The following is a 25,905-nucleotide window of genomic DNA, read 5'->3' on the forward strand; positions in this document are numbered from 1 at the left end:
GGACCGGACCGTTGGGGCCGAAACCAACGGGCAGGGGGCCCAACTGGTCGAAGACCTCGACCGCTTCCTCCTCGAGGGAGGGCTCGGGCAGCAGCCGGGCGGCGGCCATGAGCGCCTTGCGCGCACCGGTCGCCGTACGGAACCGGGCTTGCGGATCCGGTTGGAGCAGGCCTGCGAGCACCTGCCACAGGGGTTCCGGTACGCCGACGGGGGCGTTCGGCGCGCTATGGGCTCCGGCGCCGTAGACGCCACCGGTGCCTTGAGCGGTGAAGCGCTGTACGAGGGCCGGGGCGTCCGACTTGTACCCGGTGAGGAGATAGAGCCCGATGAGGCCGACCGCGAACAGGTCCGCGGGGAAGTCCGGCTCGGCGCCGAGCAGTTGCTCGGGGGCGAGGTAACCGGGTGTGCCCACGACATGGTCGGTCTCGGTGAGCCGGGGCTCGCCTTTGCGGAGGGCGATGCCGAAGTCGGACAGCCGCAGATGCGGCCGCCCGGTTCCGGTGGCTTCAAGGAGGAGGTTGGCGGGCTTGATGTCGCGGTGTATCACGCCCTCCGCGTGCACGGCGGCGAGGCCGGACAGGAGCTGGTCGAGCAGCGTGCAGGCGAGGCGGGGCGGGAGCGGGCCGTAGTCCGCGACCAGTTGGGCCAGCGACCCGCCGCGCACCACGTCCATGGTGAACAGCACCTTGTCGTCGTCCGCGGCCCAGCTCGCCGGGGCGAGCACATGGGGGTGGTCGATCCGCACGGCCTGCTCGCGGACGAACCGGAGCAGGGTGTGGGCGTCGCTGTGCCGGAGCACCTTGGCCGCGACGTAGCGCCTCCGCCGGTGGTCCCATGCGCGCCAGACGGCCCCGGAACCACCGCGCCCGATCGGGTCGATCAGCTCGTACCGGCCCGCGAACACCTCACCCATCGCACCGCACCCGCCCCTGGTCGCCGTGGAAGCCCCGGTGGTTCAGTTCTGGTGGGCCTCGTAGTGGGCCACCGCCTCCGCGGTCCGGCCGGCGCCGTAGACCCGGAGGAACTCCGCGAGTTCGGGCTGGGTGGGGGCGAGGGCGTCGGCCGCCTCGATGATGTCCCCCGCCGACGCGACCGAGCGGAGCAGCGACTGGATCTCGCGTACCACGCGCCGCACGGTCGGGGCCCCGGAGCTGGGCGTGGGCTGGGAGTTGGTGCTCAGCATCGAACCGCCGGAGGACTTCTTGATCTCCTCCATGCGGCTCGTCGCCTCGGCGGCGCTGACGCTGCCGTCGGCGACCTGCCCGGACAGCTCCTGGAGCGCCTGGACCCGCTGTACGACGGCCGGGTTGCCGATCTTCGCGCGTTGCCCGCTCATCAGCTGCGACAGCATCGGGGCGGACAGTCCCAGCACGGCCGCCAGCCGCGCCTGGTTCAGTCCGAGGTCGTCTATCAGCCGACGGAAGAGCGCCCCCAGCGGTTCGCCGTACCAGCTGCGCTGCAGCTCCCGGGCTCTGGCGGTGGCTTCCTGTTGTGCGGCATCCATGACGACTCCCCTTCGCTGGTGCGAACCTCGCGCGACATCCTACGGAGAGTGATGGCCGATAGGGACCCCCTCACCCCCTTGACGAGATCTCCACGAATACCCGGTACTCTGGTCTCCGGCGGTCGGCCCCCTTGCTCCAGCGTGAGGGCCGCATCCACCCCCCTCCGGGGCCTTAGCTCAGTTGGTAGAGCGCTGTCTTTGCATGGCAGATGTCAGGGGTTCGACTCCCCTAGGCTCCACACCCCTGAGAGCCCCTCTGACGTGCGGAGACGCGCGTCAGAGGGGCTCTCTGCGTTCATAGCGGCAACACCGTGTCGACGCGCCTCTGATGTGCGGTGCGGATCATGGCTTACGTGAAAGCCCGCCCGAACAAGGATGGAACGGCCACCTACCTCGGCCGCGATCGCGGTGGGGACCCAGAGGATCCAGACCAGGGTGCCCACCACCCCGGCGGCCACGGCCACGGCGACGGCGGCCAGTCGGGCATCGGAAAGCCTGCGGCTTCGAGTGCCGGGTTCGTCCGGGGCCAGGGAATTGTCCGCAGACCCCCGAGACTTCCCTTTAGCTCGCGTCGGTTACCCACCAGTACTGGTTGGCTTCGTTGTAGAAGTCACCCCAGGTGATCAAGGGGCTGTCGGTGACCGCCGAATTGGGGACGTCGAGGTGCTGACCAAGGCCATTGACAATGCGATGGGTTCCGGCCGTCTTCGGCTCAAAGCGCCACTTCTGATCAGGGGCGTTTCCGCAGGGATAGACGAACACGTCCCTGCCCTGTCGCGCATGTGCGGCAAGGCACGCGTTTCTCTGAACGTTCCTCAGGAAGAACGAGCCATTACCCGCATCTTCCAGGCGCCACTTCTGAAAATTTGAATCGGAAGGAAACTTCTGCTTCACATAACCCTCAGCGTCCGGGGCCTTGTGGCTCCAAGCATTCGTCATGGAGATCGTCTGGCCCACTCGGGGTGATGTCACCGCATGAGCAGGTGGTGCCACAGGCCACTCTCCCCGCCCCGAGCCAGAGGACAGGACGCGAGTCTCGCACTTTCCGTAGGAGGTGTCCACGGAGTAAAAGGTGGCGTAGTCACTTCGCACCCACTGACCACTCTGAGGGCCCGAGCTGGCATATCCGACGAAGTACACCCGCCACCGATCGGTGGAATTTCGCACGTTGCTGACCGTACGGGCGGAGGTGTTCTGAGGGGAGTTGAAACGCTTGGGTGTCCCGTTCGTCTGGCCGGTGTGGAAGTTGTAGCGCTCGATCACCATCTGCACGCCGTAGCCGTTCAGAGGAATATCCCAGCGAATCTCGTGATACTTCTTTCCGACGATTGAACTGCAGCCGCCCGCGCTGATCTTTGGCTTGAAGTTCAGCACCGTGGAAGGCTTTCCTGGCCCTTCGGTGCCATCAGCCTTCGCCTGGATGTCATCAGCCTTGGTCTGGGTGCCATCGGCCTTCACCGGGGGCGTGGCAACCGCTCCGGTGGAGACGGTCAGGGCAATCAATGCAATGGTGGCACTTGCCAGAACGCCCTTCGCGGTCTTGGTCAGCACAACTTTCTTCCTCTCGATGGGAACCCGCGGCTCTCGTTTTCGAACGGCCAATTGCTTGAGGCGTTTTGTCGGCGCCGCGCCCGATGCAATCGAACCACTAGCCCGCCGGCGTTCCGATGTGGGGCCCTGGACTACACCTCGAATCTTAGTGAGGGGGCGTCAGTTTGCTGACGGACCTCGTCGTTTCGCCGTGCGGTCGTCTTCGGTGTTCGAGCATTGAGGTCAATATTTCCCCATGGGGCGAGGTCGGCAATTCCCCATTGGTTGTCAAGGGCATCGGCAAAGTTAAGTGATCAACAACTAAGGAGGACTCGGCGCGGCCGCTACGATTTCACATGTTCACAAGCTTGCGTCATGTGTGCGCACCAACTGCGGCAGGCGTCTGGCCGGCCTGTTGCTTCGGTCGGCACCGTAGGTGAGGGGGGAAGCGAAGCCGTGGAGCTCTCTTCCCTGTCAATGGTGCCTGTGTGGATGGGCAACGGGGCTGGGAATCGTTGAAGGAGTGGCTGATGCCCGTCGATAGAGCCGTGCCGGTGGCCCCGCGTCATGTGCCGGTCCTGGGTCATACCGTGGCGCTGTTGCGTGATCCCATGGCGCTGTTCGAGGCGCTGCCGGCCTTGGGGCCCATGGTGCGGCTTCAGTTGGGGCGAAGACCTGTCTACGTGGTCAACTCCCCTTCTCTGGTTCACCGGGTGCTCGTGACGGACGCCGACGCCTACCGGCAGGGTCGTCTCTACGAGAAGTTGGTGCCCATCACGGGCAACGGTGTCGCCGGTACCGACGGTCCGTCCCATCTGGCGCAGCGTCGACTGGCTATGCCCGCCTTCCATCAGGCTCGGCTGAACTCCTACGTGGACCCCATCCGAGAGCAGACGTTGGCGATGACACGGGCGTGGAAGGCCGGCCAGGTGATCCGCGTCGACCGTGCCATGTACCGGCTGACGTGTTTCGTCGTCGGTTCATGCCTTTTCGGCCGGGACTTGGAGGAGCGCCAGGTGGCGGTGATCGACCGGTGGATGCCGGTCGTCTTCCAGAACCTGTTCGTGCGCTCCTTGTCTCCGGCTGATGCTCTGGACCGTCTGCCCACTGTGCTGCACCGGCGGTTTGCGCGCGCTCGCAAGCACTTGCGGCAACTGGCTGATGACCTTGTTCAGGACCACGACCCCGCGTGCCATGGCACCCTGATGTCCCTGCTGGTCGACGCCCGCGATGGGGAGACCGGACGCCCTCTCGACGCACGGCAGTTGACCGACGAGGTCATGACCTTCCTCCTGACGGGCACCGAACCGGTGGCCGTCAGCCTGACGCGGCTCTTCTACGAGCTTGCACGAAACCCGGCCGCAGAGGCCTCCTTGCACAGGGAGATCGACACCGTGCTGGCTGGGCGTCGTGTCACATCCGCTGACCTTCCCCGGCTTCCCTACACCAAGCGCCTGGTCGCAGAGGTGCTCAGGCTGTATCACCCCATCTATCTGCTGATGCGCCGAACCCGGCAGCCGGTGGAGCTGGGAGGGTACCGGCTGCCTGCGGATGTGGACGTTCTCTTCAGCCTCACCACCATCAACCGGAATCCCGATTCTTTCGCCGATCCGCACCGCTTCGACCCGGACCGCTGGCTCACCACTCCCGCACCCGCCGTGTACATGCCCTTCGGGGAAGGGCATCACAAGTGCCTGGGCGGCCAGTTCGCCATGACCGAACTCATGATCGCCACCGCCACCATCAGCGCGCACTGGCGGCTTCGCCCCGCACACGGCAGCCGAACCCGCACCATCCCATCCGGGGAACTCCACCCCGACGGCGTCGCGATGGCCTTGGAACAGCGGGGCTGACCCCGATGACCAGCAGTCTCGGGAACGAGCAGATACCCATCGTGCTGCCCAGTGCAGACTCCTCGGCTCTCCTGAGCGCCCGGGGAGTGCAGTTGCTGCGCCGACTGCGTGAGTGGGCCGAGTCGATGGGGCCGGACTTCGCCCCCCAGGTCACCGAGGCCGCGGCACTGGCCCTCGCGGCATCCGCACCGTGGAGTACGGCGGACGAACTCGTGCCACCGGCGAAGGTGGGCCTGTGGATGCAGGTCGCCGACGACCGCTTCGACCGTGCGTCCCTTGAGTACCGCGACGTTCCGGCCCTCGCGCAGCGCTGCATCCACCTCGCACATGGCGCCGGCCACGATCCCGCCGATACGCTCGAACGCGCCCTCGCCGACGTGACCAGCTCCCTGAGTGACTGCCGGCTCCACGCCGCACTCGCACCGCTGTGGGCCCAGCGCTTCAGCCTCATGATGCGGGCGTGGTGCTTCGAGTGGTCAGCGCTCCGCGCCCTCGCCGAGGGCGGGGCGCCCATCGAACTCGACACCTACCTGCAGCACCATCACAGTTTCGGGCTCGGCCCGATCTGTGTGGCCTGGTGGATGTCCACCGGCGAACCGGACCTGACCGCCCACCTCGACATCCTGCTGCCGGCGGTTGACGCGATGGAGCTCGCCGTCCGGCTCGCCAACGACCTGCGCACTGCCGACCGGGAGCATCACTACGGCGGCAGCGTCAACGCGCTGCTCCTGGGAGCCGACCAGCAGGACATCGACACCCTCATCAACCGCCAACTGCAGCACTGCCATGTCCTGCTGCGCCCGCTCACGGACAAGGGGTTGCGCACCGCCATCGCCCTGGGACGGATGGCCGACTGGCTGGTGACCTTCTACCGGGTGACCGACGCCCGACTGCCGTAGGCGTTTTCGTGCCCATCGGCGGGCAGTGCGGCCCGGCGCATCGCCGAACACCAGCCGCGGCCAGCTCAGTTGACGTTACTTCCGAGCAACGCTCCCTGATTGGCCTTGAACCACTCGTTCATCGAGTCACCCGCCATTGCCTCGAACAGCTTTCCGGAATTCTTGCTGTCCAGCTTGACGATGCTCTGACCGTCCTTGCTGGTTCCGGTACCGGTCACGGGCACGGTGGTGAACCGGAGATCGTCTGCCCGTATGCCACGGAGCCCAGAGGCGAGGTCCCGGGCCTTTCCGAAGGTGAACCCTTCATCGACCGCGACGTTTTCGGCGATCTTTTCAAGTGAATTCGTGAGCTTTACGGGATTCAGTAGCGTCCCTTTCGACAGGAGCTCCGAAAATATCGCACGCATCCAGTTCTGCTGACGCTTCACCCGGTCGAAATCTCCGTTGGGCAGACCGTACCGCTCGCGCACGTATGACAGCGCTTGCGACCCGTTTAGACGTTGTCTCCCGGCATGGAGTTTCCCGGTAAAAGTGGTGGAAGTCCCCACGTCTATGGTGACACCGCCGAGACTGTCGGTGACGGCGGAAAAGCCGTCAAAATCCATCACCATCAGGTGATCGACGTGCACTTTGGTCAGTTTTTCCACAGTCTGGATGAGGAGCGGTGCGCCGCCGTAGGAATAGGCCGCGTTGACCTTGTTCATGCCATGCCCCGGCACATCGACCCAGCTGTCTCTCGGGATGGAGACCACGTTGACCGAATCGCGTCGCCCGGAAATATTCACCAGGAGAATCGCGTCCGTTCGTTGCGCGCCGAAAGCCCACTTCTTGGGATTTCCGCCCGAGGTGCGACTGTCGGAACCCACGAGCAGAAAGTTCGTCGCCTTCGACTCCTTGCCGGGTCGGTTGGGAAGGTCGGCGAACGGGTTCTCCAGCTTGGTCACCCGCGATTCGATGCGATGGGTGACGATCAGAACAACGGCCGCCAAGCCGGTACCGACGAGGGCGATCAGGCACGCCATGATGGCGAGCGCTTTTCGTATGCGACGTCGGCGGGAACGGGAGCCGGGACGTGCCCGGCGCTCGTGGAGAGGAGACGGAAAGGCTCGGCCGGATTCGGACCGCGGGTCTGGTGTTTCGGGGGCCACGCCAACAACCCTCATACACGCGAGGTGGCTCCGTCGCTCGGTGAAAGTTGACTGGCTGGGCTGAAAGCAGGTGACGGGGGTCCTTTCGTAGCCGTCGGAGCCGCTGCGCCTAGTGCATCCTGCGCAGGGTGACATCGACGAGCGTCTCCACCGCCGGTACGACCTGGTGGGCCATGTGCACGTAGGCCTCGTCGCCTTGCCCGTAGGGATCGATCACGTCGTACGCAGCCGGGGAGAGGGGGTCGCCGAGCGAGCGGGCCGCGGCGGCGAGCTGTGCGATGTTGTACCAGCGGTCTGCTGCCGAGGACGGCCAGGCGTCAGCGGGCAGCTGTCCGGCGAGGTGGGCGAGTTCGCGCAGGGTGAAAGCCCGTCGCAGGTGCGACGGCGACATGTCGACGACCCTGCGGCGGTGTTCGAGTGCCATGGCGAGGACCAGGTCGACTGACGCGAGCAGCTGCGGTGTGAGCTGGCGGGAGGTGAATTCGGCTTCGTCGGCTCCCAGTTCCCGCAAGAGCCGGGCGCTGCCCGCGGACATGGCGGCACCTTGCACGGCGTGGGTTCCCGCACTGCTCAGCGTGAGGGTCCCGCCGAGCGGGGCGAGCCAATGGCGCATGAGCCGCTCAGCGAAGGGAGAACGGCAGATGTTGCCGGTGCAGACGAACAGTACGTGCACCTGATGTCACATCCCTGGCGCGCGCAGATTATCGATGTATGTCAAAGGATTTCCCATCACTTGGGGCTGCTCCATGACTCGAGGTTGCTCCATCAATCGAGGTTGCTCCATCACGCGGGGCTGCTCCATCACGCGGGGCTGCCCCGGCACTCCGGGCCGCCCCGGCATCCGGTGTTGTCCCGGCACTCCGGGCCGTCCCGGCATCCGGTGTTGTCCCGGACTCGGGTCCGGAGCGGGACCCCGCTGCTCGGAGAACTCACCCGAGGCATCAGCGGGATGTGCCTCGCCCGGTTCCTCGCGCCTGGCCGAGTGCCGCCCTGACGGTTTACGGCGTACGGCACGCTTCCCCTGAGGTGTCTCCGCCGGCTCCGTCGGGCCGTAGCTGTGGTAGCTGTACGCACGGCGGTTGGGCTTGACCCCGTTGAGAGCCAGTCCGACCAGGCGGGCGCCGACGCTCTCCAGATGGTCGAGTGCGGTGTTGAACTGGTTGCGGTGCAAGCGGCCGTTGGCGCCGACCACGAGCAGGACACCAGAGGTGGCCGTGCCCAGGACCGCGGGGTCGGTGACCGGCACAAGGGGCGGAGCGTCGAAGATGACGATGTCGTAGGAGTCCTCAAGTTCCTTGATGAAGTCGCGCATTACGCCAGAGGCAAGGAGCTCACTGGGGTTCGGCGGGACCCCGCCGGAAGCCAGTACCCCCATATTGCCGCTCGGGCCCCATGGTTGGACCGCGTTACTCAGGCTGATGCGTCCGGTGAGGACCGTCGTGAGGCCGATACTTCCCTCGAGGCCCAAGTACTCAGCCAGCTTTGGGCGGCGTAGATCGGCATCGACGAGCAGAACCCGGGAGCCGCCTTCAGCACACATGACGGCCAGATTGGCCGCCGTTGTCGTCTTGCCCTCACCGGGCACGGAGGAGGTGACGGTGATGCTCCGGGTCTTCTGGTCGAGACCGGTGAACAGCAGGTTCGTACGGAGCTGTCGGTAGCACTCGGCACGCGGGCTGAAGGCGTCCTCGTCGCGCAGTACCACGTTCTCCGCCTCGGCTTCGGCACGTTCTATCACCCCGAGCACGGGCACGTCGGTGATGTCGGCGAGGTCGTGCTGCGTACGGATACGGGTGTTGAGCTGCTCCCGCAACGCCGCGAGTCCCACGCCCGCCGCCGCGCCTCCGAGCAGCCCGAGCAGCGCATCGCGCTTGGGTGTCGGAGACACCGGAACCGTCGGTCGCTCCGGAGACTCGACCACGCTGAGGTGTACCGGAGTCTCGCCCTTGCCGTGCGGCCGCTCGATCTCGTCCACGATCTTGATCAGGCTGTTGGCGACGTCCTTGGCCGTGTTGGCCGCCAGCCTGGAGTCATGGTGGGTGACCTTGATCTGGATGATGACCGTGCGGGTCGGCACTGTGGCGCTGATCCACTGGCGCAGCTCGGGCGTGGACACCCTGAGCTTCTCGGACACGGGCTTCAGGACACGCGAGGTCGTGACGAGGTCCGTGTAGGACTGGACGCGGCGCTCGGTGAAACTGCTGCCCTGGGCCAGGTCGTTGACGTCACCGTTCCCGCTGGCCGACACGAACACCTGAGTGTGCGCTTCGTAGACCGGTGCTTCGGTCAGCGCGAGACCTCCAGCGGCCGCGGAGGCGAGGCCCGCGCACAGCGAGATGCTGAGCCACCGCTTCCGCAGCAGGGTCAGGTAGGTGCGTAGCGCGGCAGGGCGTCCGTCGCCGGCGGGCATCGGTTTGTCAGTGCCGGGCATGGAGGAACTCCTCGGAAGGGCGGTTGTCCGCGCGGAGTGTGCCCATCCAGTCGGCGATCTCGTCCTGGAAGCGGTGGTGTCCGAAGCGCAGGGCATGGCGGCTGCAGGCCTGTGGATCAAGGGTCGTGGCGGCTTCGACCCCTTCTCGCAGGGATGCGTCGGTCTCGTCGCGGAGCCAGGCCCCGGTGACACCTTCGACGGTGGATTCGGCGGCTCCGCCCACGGCGTTCACGACCACGGGAGTACCCAGCGCCATCGCCTCGACGGGCATGATCCCGAAGTCCTCCACGGGCGGGAAGACATAGACGAGGGCACGCTGCATCAGAGCGCGCAGCAGGGCGTCGCCGGGGGCGATGACGAAGTGTACGGGGACGCCGGCGCGGCTCGCGGCCGCCCGCAGCTGCCGCTCCCCGGGTCCGCAGCCGGCGATCACCACGGGGAGGCCCACCGCGCTCCCGGCCCGGATCACCAGGTCGAGCCGCTTGTACGGCACGAATCGCGAGGCGCCGAGGACAAAGGTGTCCGGGAGGGTGTCGAGGAGGGCACGGCCGGTCGCGTCGAGTGTCTCCGCCCAGTCGGCGACGGCCGCCAACTCCGCGGTCCGGACGGGCGGATGGATGACACGGGCGTCGACGTCCCAGGCGCGGCGTATGCGGTCACGGACGAACGCGCTGTTCGCGGCCACATGGAAGAGGTCGCGACCGCGTCGGCGGTCGACCCTGCGGAAGATCGGCGACACGGCGCGTACCGGAAGTGAGCTTCCTCTCCCGTCGAGTTCGGATGCCCAGAGATAGCGGGCGGGGGTGTGGGCGTAAACGAAGTGGCGGCCTGCTGCCAGGCCGCGCACGGACAGGTGGTGCGCGAAGAGGTGGGAGCTGGTGAGGACCCAGTCGTAGCCACGGTTCCGCACGCCGCGCCAGACGGCGGGCATGAGAGGCAGGGCGGCCGCTTTCCGGCCGCGCAGCGGTGTGCGGGCGAGGAGGCTTTCGCGCACGATGGTTCCCGGATACCGGTCCTGCGCGTCATTCCAGAGACAGAGGACTTCGGCATCCGGATACAGGTCGACAAAAGCGTCCAGGACCCGCTCCGCGCCCCCGCTCCGTTCGATCCATTCGTGATTGATGAGTCCTGGCATTCTCTCTCCCGGTCAGTTGAATCGCGCTGGTCTCGCCAGTAGGGACAGCGTTCAACTGCACAGGATGTTCACACCCTGACGCGAGGATTGTCAAAGGAGTGGCTGGGCGGATCCGGTGTCGGCAAAGGTCTATCGAGAAAGGGGTGATTCGGGGTCGTATTTCGGCTGCCAGCGACCGGGGATTCGATGATTCTGTTGCCGCCCTTCGGCGGCTCTGTTGTCAACCATCGAATGCAAGTGTCGACTTTTCATTGCTTATCTGCGGCTTACGGCAGGAAAACCTGGAACGACTGAAAATGGTTCACCAGTGCACGAACGTGAGGCGCATTCGTACCATGGTCATGGACCAGCAGCCCGCATCGCCCGCCTTCACGGAGAATGGCCGCGATCTGCTTCCCGTAGGGCCCGGAGCGCCGCCCCCGGCCACCGTGGCACGCAGGTGGACGAGTCGGCGGTACCGCAGCGTGTTGCTGATCTCCGATGCCGCCATCGTCACGATTGCCCCGGCTACGGCACTGGCTGCCGAAGCACGTGCCGCGTTCCAAGGTGCCGTACCGGTGCGCGGGGTGGTTCTCTGTGTCGCGGTGGCCTGCGTCTGGCAGCTGCTTCTCGAGCTCAACGGCAGCCGGGACCACAGGGTGTTCGGCGCCGGAACGGCCGAGTTGCGCCGGGTGGCCAAGAGCACGGTACAGGCATTCACCTGCGTCTCTTTCGTCTTCCTGCTGTCCGGGTTCATGCCTTTGACCCATACGGCCGTCGGGGCCGTCGCGCTCGCGAGTTCCGTACTGCTGGTGGTCAGCCGGATCTTCTGGCGTGCTGTTCTGCTGCGTCCGGACCGCAGGAGGGGTGCGGCCCTGACTCGATGCCTGCTCGTCGGTTCCCCATCCGAAGCCCGCTACGCCATTGAGCAGTTGGCCAGTGACGCCACCGCTGGCTGCTCGGTGATCGGTGTGGCGCTCCGGGATGCCCCGCCCGGGCAGCGCTTCCTTCTCGCCAACGGCGAGGCTCTACCTGTTCTCTGCGCGCCTGAGCAGGCGGTGGCGACCGCTGCCGCCTCCCGGGCGGATGCGGTGATCTTCGTCGGCGCCCTCCCGGACGGGCATGACGGCGCGCAGGATCTGAGCTGGGCTCTCAGCGACCACGCCATCGACCTGATCGTGGCCCCGCTGCTCACCGGCATATCGAGTAACCGCGTTCACCTGCGAGCCGTCGAGGGAATGCCGCTTGCCCATATCCGTGCCCCGCGGCTCGACAGCGCGCCCCTGGCCGCCAAGCGATGCATGGACATCGTCGGCGCCGCGGCAGGGCTGCTCCTCTTCGGCCCTCTCCTTGCCGTGCTGGCCCTGCTCATCCGGCGGGACAGCGGTCCGGCTTTCTTCCGTCAGACCCGGATCGGTGCCAACGGCCGCGCCTTCGACGTACTCAAGCTGCGCACCATGGCTGTGGACGCCGAGGCGCGCTTGCCGCTGCTGCAAGAGCTCAACGAGGGGGCGGGACCGCTGTTCAAGATGGAACACGACCCCCGGGTCACCCGCATCGGTCGCCTGCTCCGCAAGTACTCCCTGGACGAGCTCCCGCAGTTGTGGAATGTCCTCCGGGGGGAGATGAGCCTCGTCGGCCCGCGCCCTCCGCTGCCCCATGAGGCCGCCGAATACGTCGGGCACACCCACCGCCGCCTGCTGGTCAAGCCCGGAATGACCGGGCTCTGGCAGGTCAGCGGGCGGTCGGAGCTGAGCTGGGAGCAGAGCGTGCGCCTGGATCTCGACTATGTGCAGAACTGGTCCCTGGCTCGCGACCTCACCATTCTGGCGCGCACGGTGCCGGCTGTCGTACGAGCCAAAGGCGCGTACTGAGATGCCCGGCACAACAGGGCCGGCGCCAGGACCAGCGCCGAGCACAACAGGGCCGGCGCCGAGGGCGGCGGCAGGCGCATCCCGGCCTGTCGCGCTGTTCATGACGCACAGCGCTCAACTGTCGGGCGCTGAGCTGTTCCTTGCCAGAGTCGCGCCCTTGATGACCGCGGTGCGCCCGGTCGTCCTCCTGGGCGAGGGCGGTCCGCTGCGCACCGAGTTGGAACGGGCCGGGGTCGAGGTGGAGGTCTGCCGCGTCCCCGACGGTCTGCGCGGCTGCACGATGTCGAGCCCGGTGGCCCAGGCGCTCGGCTCGGCCGGGACCGTGCCGCGTTACCTGCGTGAGCTGTGCCGGCGTATCGACGCGCACCACGCGGACGTCGTGTACACCCATTCGGCCAAGGCGCACCTCTATGGCGCCCTCGCGGCCCGGCTGGCCCGTGTGCCGCACGTTCTGCACGCTCATGACCTCATGTCCGCACCCCCCGCAAGCCGTTTCGGCTCGCTTCTGCTCAGGTCGGCAGCCCGCAGCGCCAGGGCTGTCATCGCGAACTCCGGCACCACACTGGCCACCGTCCCGAACGGTCGGCGCCGTACGGTGATCCCCTGCCCGGTTTCTGACGAACTGTTCACCGCCACCCCGTTCACGGCCTGCACGGACTCCTCATCCGGGACGACACGCGCCGGCCGCCAGGCGCCGCTGTCGCTCGGTGTGGCGGGGCGGCTGGCGCCGTGGAAGGGGCAGCACCTCGCCCTGGCGGCCTTCGCCCGCATTGCGCCCGACCTGCCCCCTGGTTCCCGGCTGCAGGTGGCGGGTGCGGCGCTTTTCGACACCGACCGCCCGTACGCCACGGAGCTGACCGCCCTGGCCCGAGAACTCGGCGTTGCGGACCAGGTCGTGTTCCTGGGCCACGTCAGGAACCTCCCACGCCACATGGCCTCGTGGGATCTGACGCTCCACACGAGCATCTCCCCGGAGCCGTTCGGCCAGGTGATCGTGGAGAGCATGGCGGTGGGAACCCCCGTGATCGCCCCCGCCGCAGGCGGACCCGCCGAGATCATCACGTCGGGGACCGACGGACTGCTGTATCCCACGGGTGACGTGGAGGGACTCGTCGGCGCGCTGCAGCAGCTGGTGCACGATGCCCCCCTACGTCAGATGCTGGCCCACGCCGCTCGGCGGACGGCGTCCCGGTACGCGTCCGGGCCCATCGTCGCCGGAATCGAGAACGTGCTCGTCCGGGCCGCGGGACCGGTGCGCCGGACGTGAGCTCCTCTTTCGACGCGGTACGTCGATGCTGGTCGGCGGCCGCGGCCATTGCTCTCGTCGTGGTGGGCGGGGACTTCGGCGTCCCCGTGCTCCTCGCACTGTGGGCGGCTGTGCTGCTGCCTCAACTGTGCAACCGGCGCACGGTGGTCGCCGGCCTGCCCTTCCTCATGCTCACGCTCTACTCGTCCTGTGCGTGGGCGGTGGCGGCGTACGGCGACCACTGGTACGCGCCCTACCCGGACATGGACGTGGTGACCGCGGTCACGAACCGGGACGTGCGGGCGGTGATCGCCGCCTATGCGCTGATGGAGGTCCTCTTCGGAGCGGCCCGGATCCATCTGGCGACCGTCGCCGCCGCGCGCCAGGCGCGCGCCGGTCTCATGGGCGGGTTGAACCGCCCTGCGGTACGCGCCTGTTCGCTGATCCTCCTGCTGGGCGTGGGTCTGGTGGACTGGCTCAAGGTGATGCGGATCGGCCTGGGCGCTGTGCTCGAAGGCTCCCGGCGCGAGTACGCCAGAGAACTGCTCCTGGGGCTCGACCACAACGTCCAGGTGCTGGTGATTGTGGCCACCATCGCGGTCATCGCGTCCCTGCGTACGCTCCGCCCGCGCTGGCCGCTGGTCGGTGCCGTCGCCTTCTGCTGGACCCCGTATCTGCTGTCGGGCAGCCGGAAGGAGATCCTTCTGGTCCTGGTGGCGATCGCTCTCCTCCTGTTTCCGGAACTGGCCGGGCGGCAGGTCGCGGCCATTTGCGCCGGAGTGGCGGTCTTGTTCGTGGCACCCGCTCTGACGACCGGTGACATTCTTGACTCCCTACACGAGTTCGTGCTGCCGCAGCACATGCATTTCGCGCTGGAGATGAGGATGTTGTCGCCGGATTTCGCCGGCGACTTCTTCGAGCGCGTGCAGTACTTGCTGCCCGGTCCGCTGCGGCTGAGCCAGCCGCCCAACCTCGCCGAAGCCTTCTACAACACGGGTGTCGGCCCGGAGATCGGGGTGGGCGGGAACGTGTTCGCCGAGGCGGCGACAGTCTCCGGCCCGCTGCCGTTCGTGCTGAAGCTCGCGCTGATGGTGAACTCGGTGCTGCTGCTCGCACTCGCGGCCGGGCGGAGGATGCCGCTGGTGACCATCATGGCCGTCGCCTATCTCATGATCATGGGCCGCAGCGACCTGTGGATCGCCGTGTTCTTCATCGTGTACTGCGGCCTTGCCCTGCAACTGATCGCCTGGTTCAACAAGGAGAAGCGTTGTCGCACGCAACCGTCCACCTGGTGATGAGCACCATCGGCAGGCCGCAGTCGCTGTCGCGGCTGTTGGAGAGTCTGACCCGGCAGAGCGTCCCCGTCTTCATCACCCTCGTCGAGCAGGCGGAAAGCCAGGTGTCCCGTCCGCTGCTCGAGCCCTGGCTGGAGCAGGGGTGTGCCGAGTACCTTCATGAGCCGGTGATCCGCGGGCTCAGCCGTGGCAGGAACACCGGAATGCGCCAGTTGCGCGGTGACATCATCGCCTTCCCGGACGACGACTGCTGGTACGAGCCCGGGCTGCTCGCCGAGGTGGTGCGGCGACTGGACGCTGCACAGCCGGCAGGCTCAGGCCGCCCCGGAACACCGCTGGACGGCTTGTCGGTTCGGCAGACGACCGCGTCCGGTGAACCGAGCCACTTGCGCTGGCTGGACCGGCCCGCGCTGGTGACTCCCCGACTCGTGCCCCGAACGGTCAACAGCTCGACACTGTTCCTGCGCTCCGCCGCGGTGCGTGCCACCGGCCTTTTTGACGAGGAACTCGGCGCGGGCGCCGGCACCCCGTTCGGCGCGGGCGAAGAGACCGACTACGTAACCCGGTTCATCCGACACGGCTTCACCCTCGCGTACCAGCCGGATCTCTCGGTCCACCAGGATGAGTGGCGGGATGCCCGGACCGCCGCCGTCCGGAGCAAGGTGCGCGCATACAACCGGGGCTTCGGCCGGGTCCTGCGCAGGCACGGCCAGTTCACCGACTTCGGCTACTGGGTGGCGCGCTCCTGTGCAGGACTGGGCGTTGCGGCCGCGCGCGGGGACCGCCCCGGGGCGGCGCACCAATGGGATCAGCTGGCTGGACGGGTGTCCGGTTTCGTACGGCCGCTGAAGCCCCGGTAACACCACGGGAACCGGGATCAGTTCGGAGCACCGGCCGGCCCCGCGCGCCTCACCGTCCTCCGCGTGCGCGGCATCTCACATCGCGCGCGGCCGCTTCTCCAGAAGGCCGTGTGCCGAACCCAGCAGAGTGCCCCAGCGCATCGCACAGCGCGTACGCTGCCGAGCTCCCAGGGGGGCGGTGACGAGCGACTTCACCGCAGCGGCCAGTTCTCGCGCCATGTCCGTCGCGGTCACCCGGGCGCCGTGCGGCTGGTGCGCCTGGTACAGCGGGATGTCGTCCCGGCCGTACCGGTAGCGCTGGCGGAACAGGTCCCGCTGGGACCCGCGCAGCCGTACATGGACCACGGCATCGGCGGCGTAGGCGGTGGCAGCGCCCGCATAAGCGGCTCGCCAGTAGAGATCCACGTCTTCGGTGTAGGGCAGGCGTTCGTCGAAGCCCCCAAGCTCCGCGAGGAGATCGCGGCGTATGCCGCAGTTGCCGCCGGCCCCGTAGGGCAGGTGACGGAAGCGCACCGGCAGTCCGTCGACGAACACGTCGAACAGGTCTGCTTTCCAGGGTGGGTTGAGTTTGCGGTATTCGAGTGTTCCGCTGGCGATTCGGGCTTCTGTGAGGGTGTGGGTCATGGTGGTGAGCCATGCGGGGTGGACCACGTCGTCGGTGTCGCAGAAGAGGATGAGGTCTGCGGTGGTGTGCCGCCAGCCCACATTGCGGGCATGGCCGCACCCCGGGCGGTCGGTGGCATCGGCGATGGTGAGTGTCACGTGGTCCGGGAGGATGTGGCGTGCGAGGTTGTGTACGGGGGTGGGTTGGCCGCGGTTGACGCTGATGACCACTTCGTAGGGGTGGGGCCAGGTCTGTTCGGCCAGTGCGGTGAGTTGTTCCCGTAGGTCGTCGAGGCCGCCGCCGTAGGGGATGACCACTGCCACGGACGGAACCCGAGGGGTTGTCTCTGTCATGTCTGGCTCCGTGCTGCTTTGAGAGGTTGAGCGGTTTCATACGGGTCCGGTGGGCGAAGCGGTCGGGCTGGGAGCGGGCCGTTTCCGAGCCCGGGGCCCCTGCGTGAGCAGACCGAGGAGCCCGCCGAGGACGGTGCCCCAACTGATGGCGCACCGGGCCCTGTGCCTGCGGCCGCGGGGTGCGTTCAGGAGTGCCTTTCCGGCCACCGCCAGCTCCCGCAGAATCTCGGCGCCGTGCACCCGGGCACCGTGCGACCGGTGCGCACGGTACAGGCGGACGTCATAGCGGCTGTACCGGAAGTACTGGCCGAACAGGGCACGGCTGGTCGAGCGCAGCCGGTAGTGCACGACCGCTGACGGCGCGAAGGCGATGGGTGCTCCCGCATACGCCGCTCGCCAGCACAGGTCCGTGTCCTCGGCACAGGGAAGGTCCTCGCTGAACCCGCCGAGCCGTTCCAGGAGTTCGCGACGCAACCCGAGATTGCAACTCGGACCGAACGGCAGGTGGTGGAAGCGCACGGGCTGGCTGTAGGCGCCGGTACCGAACAGGTCTGCTTTCCAGGGTGGGTTGAGTTTGCGGTATTCGAGTGTTCCGCTGGCGATTCGGGCTTCTGTGAGGGTGTGGGTCATGGTGGTGAGCCATGCGGGGTGGACCACGTCGTCGGTGTCGCAGAAGAGGATGAGGTCTGCGGTGGTGTGCCGCCAGCCCACATTGCGGGCATGGCTCGGTCCCGGTCGCCTGGTGGAGTCGGCGATGGTGAGTGTCACGTGGTCCGGGAGGATGTGGCGTGCGAGGTTGTGTACGGGGGTGGGTTGGCCGCGGTTGACGCTGATGACCACTTCGTAGGGGTGGGGCCAGGTCTGTTCGGCCAGTGCGGTGAGTTGTTCCCGTAGGTCGTCGAGGCCGCCGCCGTAGGGGATGACCACTGCCACGGACGGAACCCGAGGGGATACGGGAGTCATCGGAGGGCCTTTGCCGAGTCCGGGGCGGAAAGCTGCTGAGTGCTGATCTCGCCGTTCTGCCAATGGCGCAGGGCGGCGACCGCCGCAAGAAGCCGCTCCTGGAGCCTCTCCACCCGTCCGGCTGTCTCGGCGAGCCGTACCGGGTCGGTGGCGCGGTGGAGTTCGGCCAGGATCTGGTCTCGCGTCGTGCCGGGCGTCAGCAGGGGGAGCTCACCGGTCACGCTCAGCCAGAAGTCATCGCACTTGGTCGCGTACGACAGCGGAACGGCCGGTACGCCGCAGGCGACGGCCGCAATGGTGCCGTGCAGCCTCTCGGAGAGGAGGATCGAGCAGTCGGCGATGGACTCCATCATGCTCTGGACTCCGTCGCGGAACACCACGACCTCTGCCTGCAGTTGCTCAGCAAGCGTCCGGCTCACTTCGGCGTCCGTGTCCGCCAGCTGCAGGACACGCACCGTCGAGTCCGGGTGCGTGGACCGGTAGGACCGGACGGCCTCGACCACCGTGGCGGTGTCGAAGCGGCTGGCTGGTGCGGCTCCGAGGCAGACGCCGATGATGTGCCGTTCCCTGGGCGCCGGGCGGAGCGGCATCAGCCGCGGATAGAGCAGGGCCGGATCGCCGATGACGGTGGTGTCCCGCCAGTGCGTGGCGCACTCGTCCCGACTCAGCGGGCCACGGACACCGAGCAGTGCCACATCGCTTATGCCCTGCCACCGTGCCCAGTTGGCGGGGAAGAGGCCGAGCGCGAAGCCGTCGTGTGAGGCAGGGGCGCCGGCTCCGGCGATGACGAGGCTGTCCGCCCGGTAGAGCGAGAGCGCGCGCTGCGCATGCTCGCCCCAGATGTCGAAGCCCAGGGCGGTACCACCGCCGAGCAGCACGATCCGCTCGGTTCCCGCGAGCCGCAACCGGTGCCCAAGAGTCCGCAGCGCCACCCTTCCCGAGTCGGCGAGCGGGGCCAGGGGTGCCTCGATGTCGAGGGGGTCGGCGAGTGCCGTCCGCCACGTCTGGTGGATCAGGTCGTCACCGAAGTTGTGGTATCCCTGCCAGCCGAGGTAGATGATGCGGCGCCGCTTGCTCATGAGGGGACTTTCTCTGCGGGGACTGGGGCGCGCCGCAACAGGCCGATAAAACCGGCCAGTTCGGCGCGCACGGACGGAATGGCCAGGGTGAGCCCGACCGCTGTCAGGACCGCGGTCGCGGCGCAGCCGAGCAGAGCCGGCCAGCCTTGCCGGGGGTCGACCAGCGCCACGGTGGCCAGGAGCACGATGCCCACGGCGGTGCTGAGGAGAGCGGGTCGGAGAACCGCTCGCAGGAGATCGGTGACGGCCAGACCGGCTCTCCGGCGCACGACGAGAAAACCGGGCAGGACCATGGCGAGGGAGGCGAGGGCGTACGAGAGCGCCATGCCTCGTACGCCCCACGGGATGCCGATGAAGAAGGAGCCGATGACCAGTGGCCGGGTCGCCACCGCCCACAGTGTCTGCCGCCTGACCTGACCGCTGGCGACGAACACCCATGCGGTGACATGGCCGAGCACCTGGGCCACGCCCGCGATGACGAGGATGCGGAACAGCTCGGCTGCTGCTGCCCACTCGCTGCCGAAGAGCGTCTCGACGATCGCGTCGGCCAGCACGGCCAGGGTGATGAACATCGGCCACAGGATGTATCCGACCAGCGACACCAGCGTGCGATAGCAGTGGCGGAACGCGTCGCGGTTGCCGTACACCCTGCTCAGCGCGGGCACTGCGACCCGTTGCATGGGGGTGGCCACCTGCTCAAGGGGCAGAATCAGCAGCTGGCCGGCCTGGGTGTACAGGGCCGCGGACACGGGCCCGAAGAAGCCGCCCACCAGCGCCTTGTCGACACTCCGGGTGAGGAGGTTGAGGGCCTGGACACCGGCGACATTGGCGCCGAAAGCCGCGTATCCGCGCACCGTACGCCAGGGGGCGGGCCGCCCGGGCCGCCACGGGCACACGAGCAGCGTCCCCACGCAGGACAGGGCCGAGGCGACGAGCGCCTGGGCGACGAGCGCGGACGATCCCGCTCCGCCCGCCGCGAGCGCCAGCGCTGTGCCACAGCTGGCGACCACCGCGGTGAACTCGACGGCCGCCAGCCGTCCGAAGGCCAGATTGCGGGCCAGCAGCGCCGCCGGTACCGCCGCGGGCCCGGCGAGCAGAAAGACGAGGGCGAGCAGCGCCACGTCCCGCGTGGCGTGCCCCATGCCGAAGACCGTGCTGATGGCGGGGGCCGCGGCCATCAGCACGGCGGTCAGGAGAACACCGAGGGCGCAGTTCAGATAGTGGACGGTGGACGCACTGCCGTGGGGGACGCGCTTGCGCTGGATCACCGCGGAGGCGAGTCCGGAACCGCGGAGCAGTTCCGTGCCGGCGTTGTAGACGATGACAACGGCCGCGAATCCGTACTGGGACGGCCCGAGGGCGCGGGTCACCCCGATCACGGTGACGAGCTGCACGGCGCACCGCGCCCAGGTGCCCAGCGCCGTCACGAGACCTCCGCGCGCCGCGGCGGACGCGAGGCGACCGGAGGCATGCCAATCCGTCTCGGCCCGGCGGCGCTTCGCCGGTTCGGGCCGAGCCGTGGACCGGGCGGCGGAGGGAGGGAGGGTGGCCGTCACTGACTGATCTCGGTCCGGAAGCTACTTGTTGATCTGGTTCTGCTGTCCGTTGTCCTTGACAGCGGGCTTGTTTCCGGAACTGATGTCGTTGGCATTGCCGTTGAGGGTCACCGTCTTGATGGTCGCGGCCGTAAAGGAGTTGATCGCACCGTTGATCGAGACCTTCTCGACAGCGCCCTTGACCTCGACAATGCTGTTGGACGCGTTGACCTCGACAGAGGCGCAGTCACCGGAGATGGTGACCTTGGAATTGCTGTCCTTGACAACAGCCTTGCCGCCGGAGCACTGGGCCGAGACCTTGGGGATCTGGTTTTCGGTCTCGGACGACTGCTTCTTCCCGTCGCTTCCCTTTTCCTCCCCTTGGCTCTCCTTGTCGGCGCTGGTGGAGGCGGTCGTGCTGGGGCTCGACGAGGAGTCGGCCTTGTCGTTCGAAGACCCGTTGCCGCACGCGGTCAGGGCTACGGCGAGAAGTCCTGTCGCAGCCAGGACCGTGAACTTGGCGGTGGTTTTCCTGTCCATGCTGGGAGCTCCTGTTGTGGGGTTCTTGAGTGACAGGGCCGGCCCCAGAGAGATCATTTCCGGGGGCCGGCCCTATCTGCTCCATGTGTTCCTGGAATGCCGTTGCCGAGTTGAACACGGGTCAGGCGGTGCGGTGCGTCAGGCGTTGGTGCCCTAGCTCACCTGGCGGAACTTCACCTTGTCCTTGGTGATCGCGCTGTGTGCGAGCTGCTCTGCCGTCATCTCGTAGTCACCCACCGGCAGGGCGAAGCCCGACGTGCAGCTCCACGTGCCGGCGTCGGCCACGGTGGCGTCGCACACGACCCGGCCGGAGTTGCCCTTGACCTCGACCTTGGCGCCGGGTGCTCCCTCGCCGCGGAACGTGACCTTCGGGGTGTTCACGGTCGAGTTCTCGGCCGGGCTGGTGATCGACACCGCGACGGGCTCGATGCCCGGGCTCTCCAGGCGGAACCTCACCGTGTCCCGGGTCTTGCCGTCGTCAGCGATGATCGCGTAGTCGCCCGTGGGCAGCTCGACGAACGAGGTGCAGCTCCAGTTGCCGGCCGCGTCCACCGGGGAGTCGCAGAGATCCCTGACGTGGCCCTTGACCAGGACCTTGGTGCCGGGCTCACCGGTGCCGGTGAACTTGACCCTCGGGGTGTTCACGGTCGAGTTGTTGCTCGGAGTGGTGATCGAGACCTTCTTGGTCTCGGCACTGACCTTGAACGACACCTCGCTGGAGACGCCGGTCTTGTTGTCCGAGGAGACGTTGGTGGCGGTCACCGTGTGGTTGCCCGCCGCGAGGTCACGCTCCAAGGACCACGTACCGCCCTGGGAGTTGACATTGGCGGTACCGAGCTCCGCACCGCTGCCCTTGTCGGTCAGCTTGACCTTCCGGACGTCCTTGTCATAGGACGCGGTGCCCTCGAACTTCACCTTCGGCCCCACGGTCGAACCCGCCGCAGGCTTGATGATCACCGGTGCCGGAGCGGCGTCCGGCTGCTCGGCCGCATCGCCGATCTTGTTGTAGACACTGCCGATCTGGAAGGCCTTGGACTGGTCGTTCTTGTTGTACGGCTGCTCACACGCGCCACCCGAAGCCTGCGGCCAGACGAGGAACTTGTAGTAGCCCGCCTTCTCCTTGCTCAGGTCGAGCGGGCCGACATCCCTGATCCGGTCCTTGTTCTTGCTCGCATCGGCGTGTCCCGGAACAGCCAGCCGCTGCGGCTGAGGCGTCAGATCCGCCGGAGTTCCGTCCGGCCGAACCAGCTGCCAGTAGACCTCGCCACTCTGGTTGCAGGAGACGTTGGAAACGCCCTGACGCGGGTTGACCAGATCGACGAAGAACTTGCGCGCGGGGACGTAGCCGTCCTCGGCGTAGTAGCCGAAACCGGCCTGGCTGTTGCGGGGCTCTTCGTTCCAGTAGGCCCTGTCATAGGGCAGGCGGACGAACGGCTTGCCCGTGTTGATCTGGTCACCGCACCGATCCGGCCTCATGACCTCGGCCTCGGGCTTGACCACCTGGACCGTGCCGTCCGTCAGGGTCACCCAGATCGTGGTCCGGTACTTCCTGCCGTTGGTCTCCTTGCAGTCGACAGTGTCGGTGAAGGAGTCGCCGCGGGCGGTGAACGTGATCTTGTTCTTGCCGCCTACGGTCCGGCTGTCGATGACCTCGTACTCGTCATCCCAGCCGCCCTGGCCGCGATTCTTCCGGGTCAGGGACCGCTGTTCCGGGTTGGCTTCGTTGCCCCGCCGGTCGTAATGGATGCTCGCGATGCCCTGGCCCGCAGGAGCGGTCACCACGCCGTCGTAGCGGAACTCGCTGTCCCATGTGGCATAGCGGTTCGCGAAGCCCAGGGTCTCGATATTGCCTTCCTGGACCTTCTGCTCAGCGAATGCTGAGGGAGCCCCCAAGGCGCCGATGGCCCCTCCGGCCATGAGGGTGCTCAGACCCGCCAATGCCAAACGACGGGTTCTTGACAACTGTGTCACTGTTTCTCCTAACCGGCACACGAATTCCGCGGCGAAAGGCATGCGGAACACAGAACACGCGGAGCCCTCGCCCCTTCGGCCGGGGGAGAACCCTTATGCGTTCTTCACGCTATTCGGCTCTGATCTGGGAGGGTCCCCGGCGATGGTTGGCATCCGGCGACTTGGTTTGAAAGTTCGGGTAGTACTTCGTCCAGCGGCCGAGTCCCCGCTCGGCCGCCCGCAACCCCCCCCCTTCGCCTGCGGACAGTGCGACCGCACGGCTGCTCCAGGGTCTACCTCTCCGACATACGGGATGAAGGGGACGGCAGTCGTGTGGGTCGCTCCAAAGCGCCCAAAAACACAGCGCCCGCTCGGTCAACCTGGACGCAATCGGTTGAGGTTGACCGGGCGGACGCGCGCGGAGTTGTCGCCCCTGTCCTGGGGCACTCAGCCCAAGGTGCGGGGTCGGACTGCCGGGGTACTAGGCGGCGGCTGTCGCCGCGCCGGCCTTCTTCCGGCGGCGGAGATGCGCGCCGCCGGCCAGCGCTACGCCGGCCGCACCGGCTGCGATCAGCGCCACCGATCCGCCCGACATGGGAACCTGGGCCTCGTCGTCGATCTTCCAGACGAAGGAGGCGAAGGCCTGGTCGTCTTCATTGCACACCGCATTGACCTTCACGGTGTAGGTGCCGGCCTTGGACGGCTGCCCCCAAACTCCGCCCTTCTCATTGGCCTCGATGCCGGGAGGCAGACCGGTGAGGGTGAACTTGGGGGTGTGGTCAGGGCTGTTCTTGCGGCAGGAACCTACGACTGGATTGAGGTTTCCAACCCAGGCACCGACCTTATGATGCTGGTTGAAGGCATTGAGAGTGATGCCGGAGTCGCCTTCCTTCTCCTCGATCACCCAGGTGAAGTCACCGCTGCCCTTTCTTTCGGGACCCGTGCCGCCCATGCATGTGATATCGAGGTGGACTTTGTACGTCCCCGCCTTGGTCGGTGTGCCGCTGACCAGCGTTCTGTCGGTACGGCTGTCACCGTACTGATAAAGCCCGTCGGGAAGGCCTGTCATAATTACCCCCCCGTAATACAGGTATCCGCCATCCGGGCAATCCACCGACACGACGCTTCTCGTGAAGCCCGGGAGTAGTCGCCCGAGGCTGTCCTTCTGGTCGTGTCCCGTTACTTTGACCCCTGAATTGCCACCGGAGTCGTCGGCGAAGGCGGTGCCGCCGAGCGCACCGGTGAGAATGAGTCCCGCGGCTACCGCGGCACCCGAAGTCCGAATCATGACAATGCCCTTTCTTGTGGCTCGCCAGTCTTCACATCTGCTGGGTAATCCCTTCGGGGAGGCTATGACTTTGACCGTGGTGTTGAACTTGGATAAAGGTATTGAGCTCTGACGACAGTTGACATTTTCCGAGGAGGCGCCGGGCCGCACGGCGGCAGGGAATGCGGCCGGGCCTGCGCACGGTCACCCGCCGGTGCCGGGGCAGGTATCTGACCGGAGACACAGGCTTGTCATCCATCGGGTCCGCACTGTGGACGTTCGACCTCCCCCTTCTTCGCCGGTGGCCTATTAAATTTGTTCCTGTGTGCACCCCGGCCCGAATGGATTGATCGACACGGGCTCCGACGCAGGAGCACATGCAGTGGGAAACAAATCGGCCGGTCGGTCATGCGCCTCCTCGGAAATTCGCATGACTTGATCCGGTTGTCCGGCAGGTACCCGTGCTGATTCGTCCTGCCGGAATGCCGGGGCCCGCGGGCAATTCGCCCCTGCTCGCGGGCCTTGTGCAAGTTGTGCGACGTGGCGTGGGCTCTCCCGGGCATCGCTTCCCCCGAGACCCTGCCGCGCCTGGTGGCGGAGGGCTCGGCGAAGTAGCCGCGCAGGCCCGGCGGTTGTCCCCGTCCGCGGCGACTATGCGGCGGAGTCGGCCCCGCCGTACGAGCGGGCCACCGCGAGCCAGTACGCGGTCTCGGCAGGGAAGTCGTCGGCCGCGGCGGGCAGGGGCCACTCCGGGTGCGGCGGCGGGGCCGGCTCCCTGCCGGTGAGCTTGGCCCGGCGGGCCCCGGCCAGCGCGCGGGCCATGGCCGCGGGGTCCGGAGGCTCGGCGTCGGCCTCCGGCGCGTAGTCCCGCAACACCAGGACCGCGTCGCGGATCTCGATGACCTTGCGGTAGACGAGGTAGTGCCAGGAGGCGCGCGGCCAGAGGAGTTCCAGCAGGCGGGGGCGGGGCGGCGTCAGCGCGACCTGGGGCGCCGCGTCCAGCAGGGCGCGCCACAGCGGCCACAGCCGCAGCAGCGCCCGGGCGTCGGCGACCGTCCGGCGCAGCCCGGGGAGCACGGGCACCACGAGAGCCGCGGCTCTCAGCAGCCCGTGCAGCCCCATGAGCGTCGGCAGCAGCGCCGCGGGCACGAACCAGGCGCTCGGGATCAGCACGCACAGCAGGCAGCCGAGCCAGAACACGCCCGCGCACGCCGTACCCAGCCCGAACAGCCGCAGGCTGGACCTGAGCACCCGGGCCGCCTCGCCCCGCCCCGCGTACCGCCAACACACCCGCAGGCAGGCGGTGTTCGCAGTCAGATGGGCGGCGACGACGATCAGCCAGTACGCGGTGGAGGGCTGCGGCGAACCCGGGGAGAGCGCCGAGTGGCGGCCGTGCGGCGGCGCGGCCAGGTCGAGCGCGAGCAGCACCGCCCCGACCAGCCCGGCCGCGGCCCAGAGCCACCTTCTGGCCCGGCGGCCCCTGCCGGTGGCGTCCGTGACGAAGTCCAGCACGGCCGCCGCCGACAGCACCCCGGAGAGGTTGATCGCGAGGTCCGCCACCTGCCCCGCCCCCGCCGTACGCGCGATCAGCCGGGCCACGGCGGGCACGCTCAGCGTCATGGCGACGGCGGAGGTCGCCACCGCGAGCCACAGCGCCCGCTGCTGGGGGCAGCGCACGGCGGCCCGGGCGCGCAGCAGCAGCACGGGCCAGGTGCAGGCCAGGCTGAGCGCTTCGAGCGCCTTGCCGAAGAGGAGGAGTTCCTCGACGCCCACGAGCTCGCGCGGATCAGCGGCCATCCACCTCGCCGACCCCCAGCGCCGCCTCCAGGTTCCCCAGCACCCCGTCCGAGACCCCCAGGC

Annotated in this window: 21 protein-coding genes and 1 tRNA gene; 7 read left to right on the forward strand and 15 right to left on the reverse strand. The window is 67.6% G+C overall.

Annotated features, from left to right (window positions below; translation table 11 throughout):
- Both AOK16_RS01290 and AOK16_RS01295 read right to left on the reverse strand, forming a co-directional pair.
- Positions 1-913: serine/threonine-protein kinase (locus tag AOK16_RS01290; RefSeq protein WP_157859053.1), on the reverse strand; the 913-nt coding region annotated here is incomplete at its 3' end.
- A 42-nt stretch (positions 914-955) separates the two neighbouring features.
- Positions 956-1,504, reverse strand: coding sequence for a helix-turn-helix domain-containing protein (locus AOK16_RS01295; RefSeq protein ID WP_055470331.1), 549 nt, complete (start codon positions 1,502-1,504; stop codon positions 956-958).
- Between the two features lie 166 nt (positions 1,505-1,670).
- Between AOK16_RS01295 and AOK16_RS01300 the strand changes: the two genes are divergently transcribed.
- Positions 1,671-1,743: transfer RNA gene (locus AOK16_RS01300), tRNA-Ala, on the forward strand.
- 322 nt (positions 1,744-2,065) lie between these two features.
- Here the strand turns inward: AOK16_RS01300 and AOK16_RS25010 are convergent.
- Complete coding sequence (locus tag AOK16_RS25010) at positions 2,066-3,055, reverse strand: RICIN domain-containing protein (RefSeq protein ID WP_079100937.1); 990 nt, start codon at positions 3,053-3,055, stop codon at positions 2,066-2,068.
- A gap of 509 nt (positions 3,056-3,564) precedes the next feature.
- On the opposite strand from AOK16_RS25010, the gene AOK16_RS01305 reads away from it, so the two are divergent.
- Positions 3,565-4,887, forward strand: coding sequence for a cytochrome P450 (locus tag AOK16_RS01305; protein ID WP_055470332.1), 1,323 nt, complete (start codon positions 3,565-3,567; stop codon positions 4,885-4,887).
- Positions 4,888-4,892: 5 nt separating this feature from the next.
- Positions 4,893-5,786: a terpene synthase family protein gene (locus tag AOK16_RS01310; RefSeq protein WP_157859054.1), complete on the forward strand. Its 894-nt coding sequence runs from the start codon at positions 4,893-4,895 to the stop codon at positions 5,784-5,786.
- A 65-nt stretch (positions 5,787-5,851) separates the two neighbouring features.
- On the opposite strand, the gene AOK16_RS01315 is transcribed toward AOK16_RS01310, so the two are convergent.
- From AOK16_RS01315 to AOK16_RS27860, 4 genes are all read right to left on the reverse strand, one after another.
- On the reverse strand, positions 5,852-6,808 hold the full coding sequence (locus AOK16_RS01315; RefSeq protein ID WP_055470334.1) for an LCP family protein: 957 nt from the start codon (positions 6,806-6,808) through the stop codon (positions 5,852-5,854).
- Between the two features lie 235 nt (positions 6,809-7,043).
- Positions 7,044-7,607, reverse strand: coding sequence for an arsenate reductase/protein-tyrosine-phosphatase family protein (locus AOK16_RS01320; RefSeq protein ID WP_055470335.1), 564 nt, complete (start codon positions 7,605-7,607; stop codon positions 7,044-7,046).
- Positions 7,608-7,613: 6 nt separating this feature from the next.
- Entirely contained in the window at positions 7,614-9,365 is a 1,752-nt protein-coding gene (locus AOK16_RS01325) for a tyrosine-protein kinase domain-containing protein (RefSeq protein ID WP_055470336.1), read from the reverse strand.
- Positions 9,352-10,500: a glycosyltransferase gene (locus AOK16_RS27860; protein WP_055470337.1), complete on the reverse strand. Its 1,149-nt coding sequence runs from the start codon at positions 10,498-10,500 to the stop codon at positions 9,352-9,354. Before AOK16_RS27860 ends, AOK16_RS01325 begins: the two co-directional genes overlap by 14 nt.
- 341 nt (positions 10,501-10,841) lie before the next feature.
- Between AOK16_RS27860 and AOK16_RS01335 the strand changes: the two genes are divergently transcribed.
- From AOK16_RS01335 to AOK16_RS01350, 4 genes are all read left to right on the forward strand, one after another.
- Positions 10,842-12,353, forward strand: a complete 1,512-nt coding sequence (locus AOK16_RS01335; RefSeq protein WP_157859055.1) for a sugar transferase — start codon at positions 10,842-10,844, stop codon at positions 12,351-12,353.
- A gap of 160 nt (positions 12,354-12,513) precedes the next feature.
- The gene (locus tag AOK16_RS01340) at positions 12,514-13,620 is read left to right on the forward strand and encodes a glycosyltransferase family 4 protein (protein ID WP_055470339.1); all 1,107 of its coding nucleotides are present in this window, start codon (positions 12,514-12,516) and stop codon (positions 13,618-13,620) included.
- Between the two features lie 143 nt (positions 13,621-13,763).
- A complete protein-coding gene (locus AOK16_RS01345; RefSeq protein ID WP_157859056.1) occupies positions 13,764-14,894 on the forward strand; it encodes a hypothetical protein in 1,131 nt (376 codons plus the stop codon).
- The gene (locus AOK16_RS01350) at positions 14,867-15,754 is read left to right on the forward strand and encodes a glycosyltransferase family 2 protein (protein ID WP_157859057.1); all 888 of its coding nucleotides are present in this window, start codon (positions 14,867-14,869) and stop codon (positions 15,752-15,754) included. Before AOK16_RS01345 ends, AOK16_RS01350 begins: the two co-directional genes overlap by 28 nt.
- Before the next feature lie 75 nt (positions 15,755-15,829).
- Here the strand turns inward: AOK16_RS01350 and AOK16_RS01355 are convergent, their stop codons facing one another.
- From AOK16_RS01355 to AOK16_RS01390, 8 genes are all read right to left on the reverse strand, one after another.
- Complete coding sequence (locus AOK16_RS01355) at positions 15,830-16,711, reverse strand: glycosyltransferase family 2 protein (protein ID WP_079100940.1); 882 nt, start codon at positions 16,709-16,711, stop codon at positions 15,830-15,832.
- 36 nt (positions 16,712-16,747) lie between these two features.
- Positions 16,748-17,644: a glycosyltransferase family 2 protein gene (locus tag AOK16_RS01360; protein ID WP_157859058.1), complete on the reverse strand. Its 897-nt coding sequence runs from the start codon at positions 17,642-17,644 to the stop codon at positions 16,748-16,750.
- A gap of 26 nt (positions 17,645-17,670) precedes the next feature.
- Entirely contained in the window at positions 17,671-18,753 is a 1,083-nt protein-coding gene (locus AOK16_RS01365) for a polysaccharide pyruvyl transferase family protein (protein WP_055470344.1), read from the reverse strand.
- A complete protein-coding gene (locus AOK16_RS01370; protein WP_079100943.1) occupies positions 18,750-20,309 on the reverse strand; it encodes a lipopolysaccharide biosynthesis protein in 1,560 nt (519 codons plus the stop codon). The genes AOK16_RS01365 and AOK16_RS01370 overlap by 4 nt, the downstream gene beginning before the upstream one ends.
- A gap of 21 nt (positions 20,310-20,330) precedes the next feature.
- The gene (locus AOK16_RS01375) at positions 20,331-20,828 is read right to left on the reverse strand and encodes a DUF3060 domain-containing protein (RefSeq protein WP_055470346.1); all 498 of its coding nucleotides are present in this window, start codon (positions 20,826-20,828) and stop codon (positions 20,331-20,333) included.
- A 153-nt stretch (positions 20,829-20,981) separates the two neighbouring features.
- Positions 20,982-22,745, reverse strand: coding sequence for an Ig-like domain-containing protein (locus AOK16_RS01380; RefSeq protein ID WP_055470347.1), 1,764 nt, complete (start codon positions 22,743-22,745; stop codon positions 20,982-20,984).
- Positions 22,746-23,259: 514 nt separating this feature from the next.
- Positions 23,260-24,066, reverse strand: coding sequence for a hypothetical protein (locus AOK16_RS26935; protein ID WP_157859060.1), 807 nt, complete (start codon positions 24,064-24,066; stop codon positions 23,260-23,262).
- 630 nt (positions 24,067-24,696) lie between these two features.
- Entirely contained in the window at positions 24,697-25,842 is a 1,146-nt protein-coding gene (locus tag AOK16_RS01390; protein ID WP_055470349.1) for an MAB_1171c family putative transporter, read from the reverse strand.
- Between the last annotated feature and the right edge of the window lie 63 nt (positions 25,843-25,905).

Origin of the sequence: Streptomyces pathocidini, from assembly GCF_001418495.1 — a bacterium.
In the GTDB taxonomy this organism is placed as follows: domain Bacteria; phylum Actinomycetota; class Actinomycetes; order Streptomycetales; family Streptomycetaceae; genus Streptomyces; species Streptomyces pathocidini.

Coding starts and splice junctions, on each gene's coding strand:
- AOK16_RS01295 (WP_055470331.1), bottom strand. CDS start 1,504: ATGGATGCCGCACAACAGGAAGCCACCGCCAGAGCCCGGGAGCTGCAG.
- AOK16_RS01305 (WP_055470332.1), top strand. CDS start 3,565: ATGCCCGTCGATAGAGCCGTGCCGGTGGCCCCGCGTCATGTGCCGGTC.
- AOK16_RS01310 (WP_157859054.1), top strand. CDS start 4,893: ATGACCAGCAGTCTCGGGAACGAGCAGATACCCATCGTGCTGCCCAGT.
- AOK16_RS01315 (WP_055470334.1), bottom strand. CDS start 6,808: ATGGCGTGCCTGATCGCCCTCGTCGGTACCGGCTTGGCGGCCGTTGTT.
- AOK16_RS01325 (WP_055470336.1), bottom strand. CDS start 9,365: ATGCCCGGCACTGACAAACCGATGCCCGCCGGCGACGGACGCCCTGCC.
- AOK16_RS27860 (WP_055470337.1), bottom strand. CDS start 10,500: ATGCCAGGACTCATCAATCACGAATGGATCGAACGGAGCGGGGGCGCG.
- AOK16_RS01335 (WP_157859055.1), top strand. CDS start 10,842: ATGGACCAGCAGCCCGCATCGCCCGCCTTCACGGAGAATGGCCGCGAT.
- AOK16_RS01340 (WP_055470339.1), top strand. CDS start 12,514: ATGACCGCGGTGCGCCCGGTCGTCCTCCTGGGCGAGGGCGGTCCGCTG.
- AOK16_RS01355 (WP_079100940.1), bottom strand. CDS start 16,711: ATGACAGAGACAACCCCTCGGGTTCCGTCCGTGGCAGTGGTCATCCCC.
- AOK16_RS01365 (WP_055470344.1), bottom strand. CDS start 18,753: ATGAGCAAGCGGCGCCGCATCATCTACCTCGGCTGGCAGGGATACCAC.
- AOK16_RS01375 (WP_055470346.1), bottom strand. CDS start 20,828: ATGGACAGGAAAACCACCGCCAAGTTCACGGTCCTGGCTGCGACAGGA.
- AOK16_RS01380 (WP_055470347.1), bottom strand. CDS start 22,745: ATGGCCGGAGGGGCCATCGGCGCCTTGGGGGCTCCCTCAGCATTCGCT.
- AOK16_RS26935 (WP_157859060.1), bottom strand. CDS start 24,066: ATGATTCGGACTTCGGGTGCCGCGGTAGCCGCGGGACTCATTCTCACC.
- AOK16_RS01390 (WP_055470349.1), bottom strand. CDS start 25,842: ATGGCCGCTGATCCGCGCGAGCTCGTGGGCGTCGAGGAACTCCTCCTC.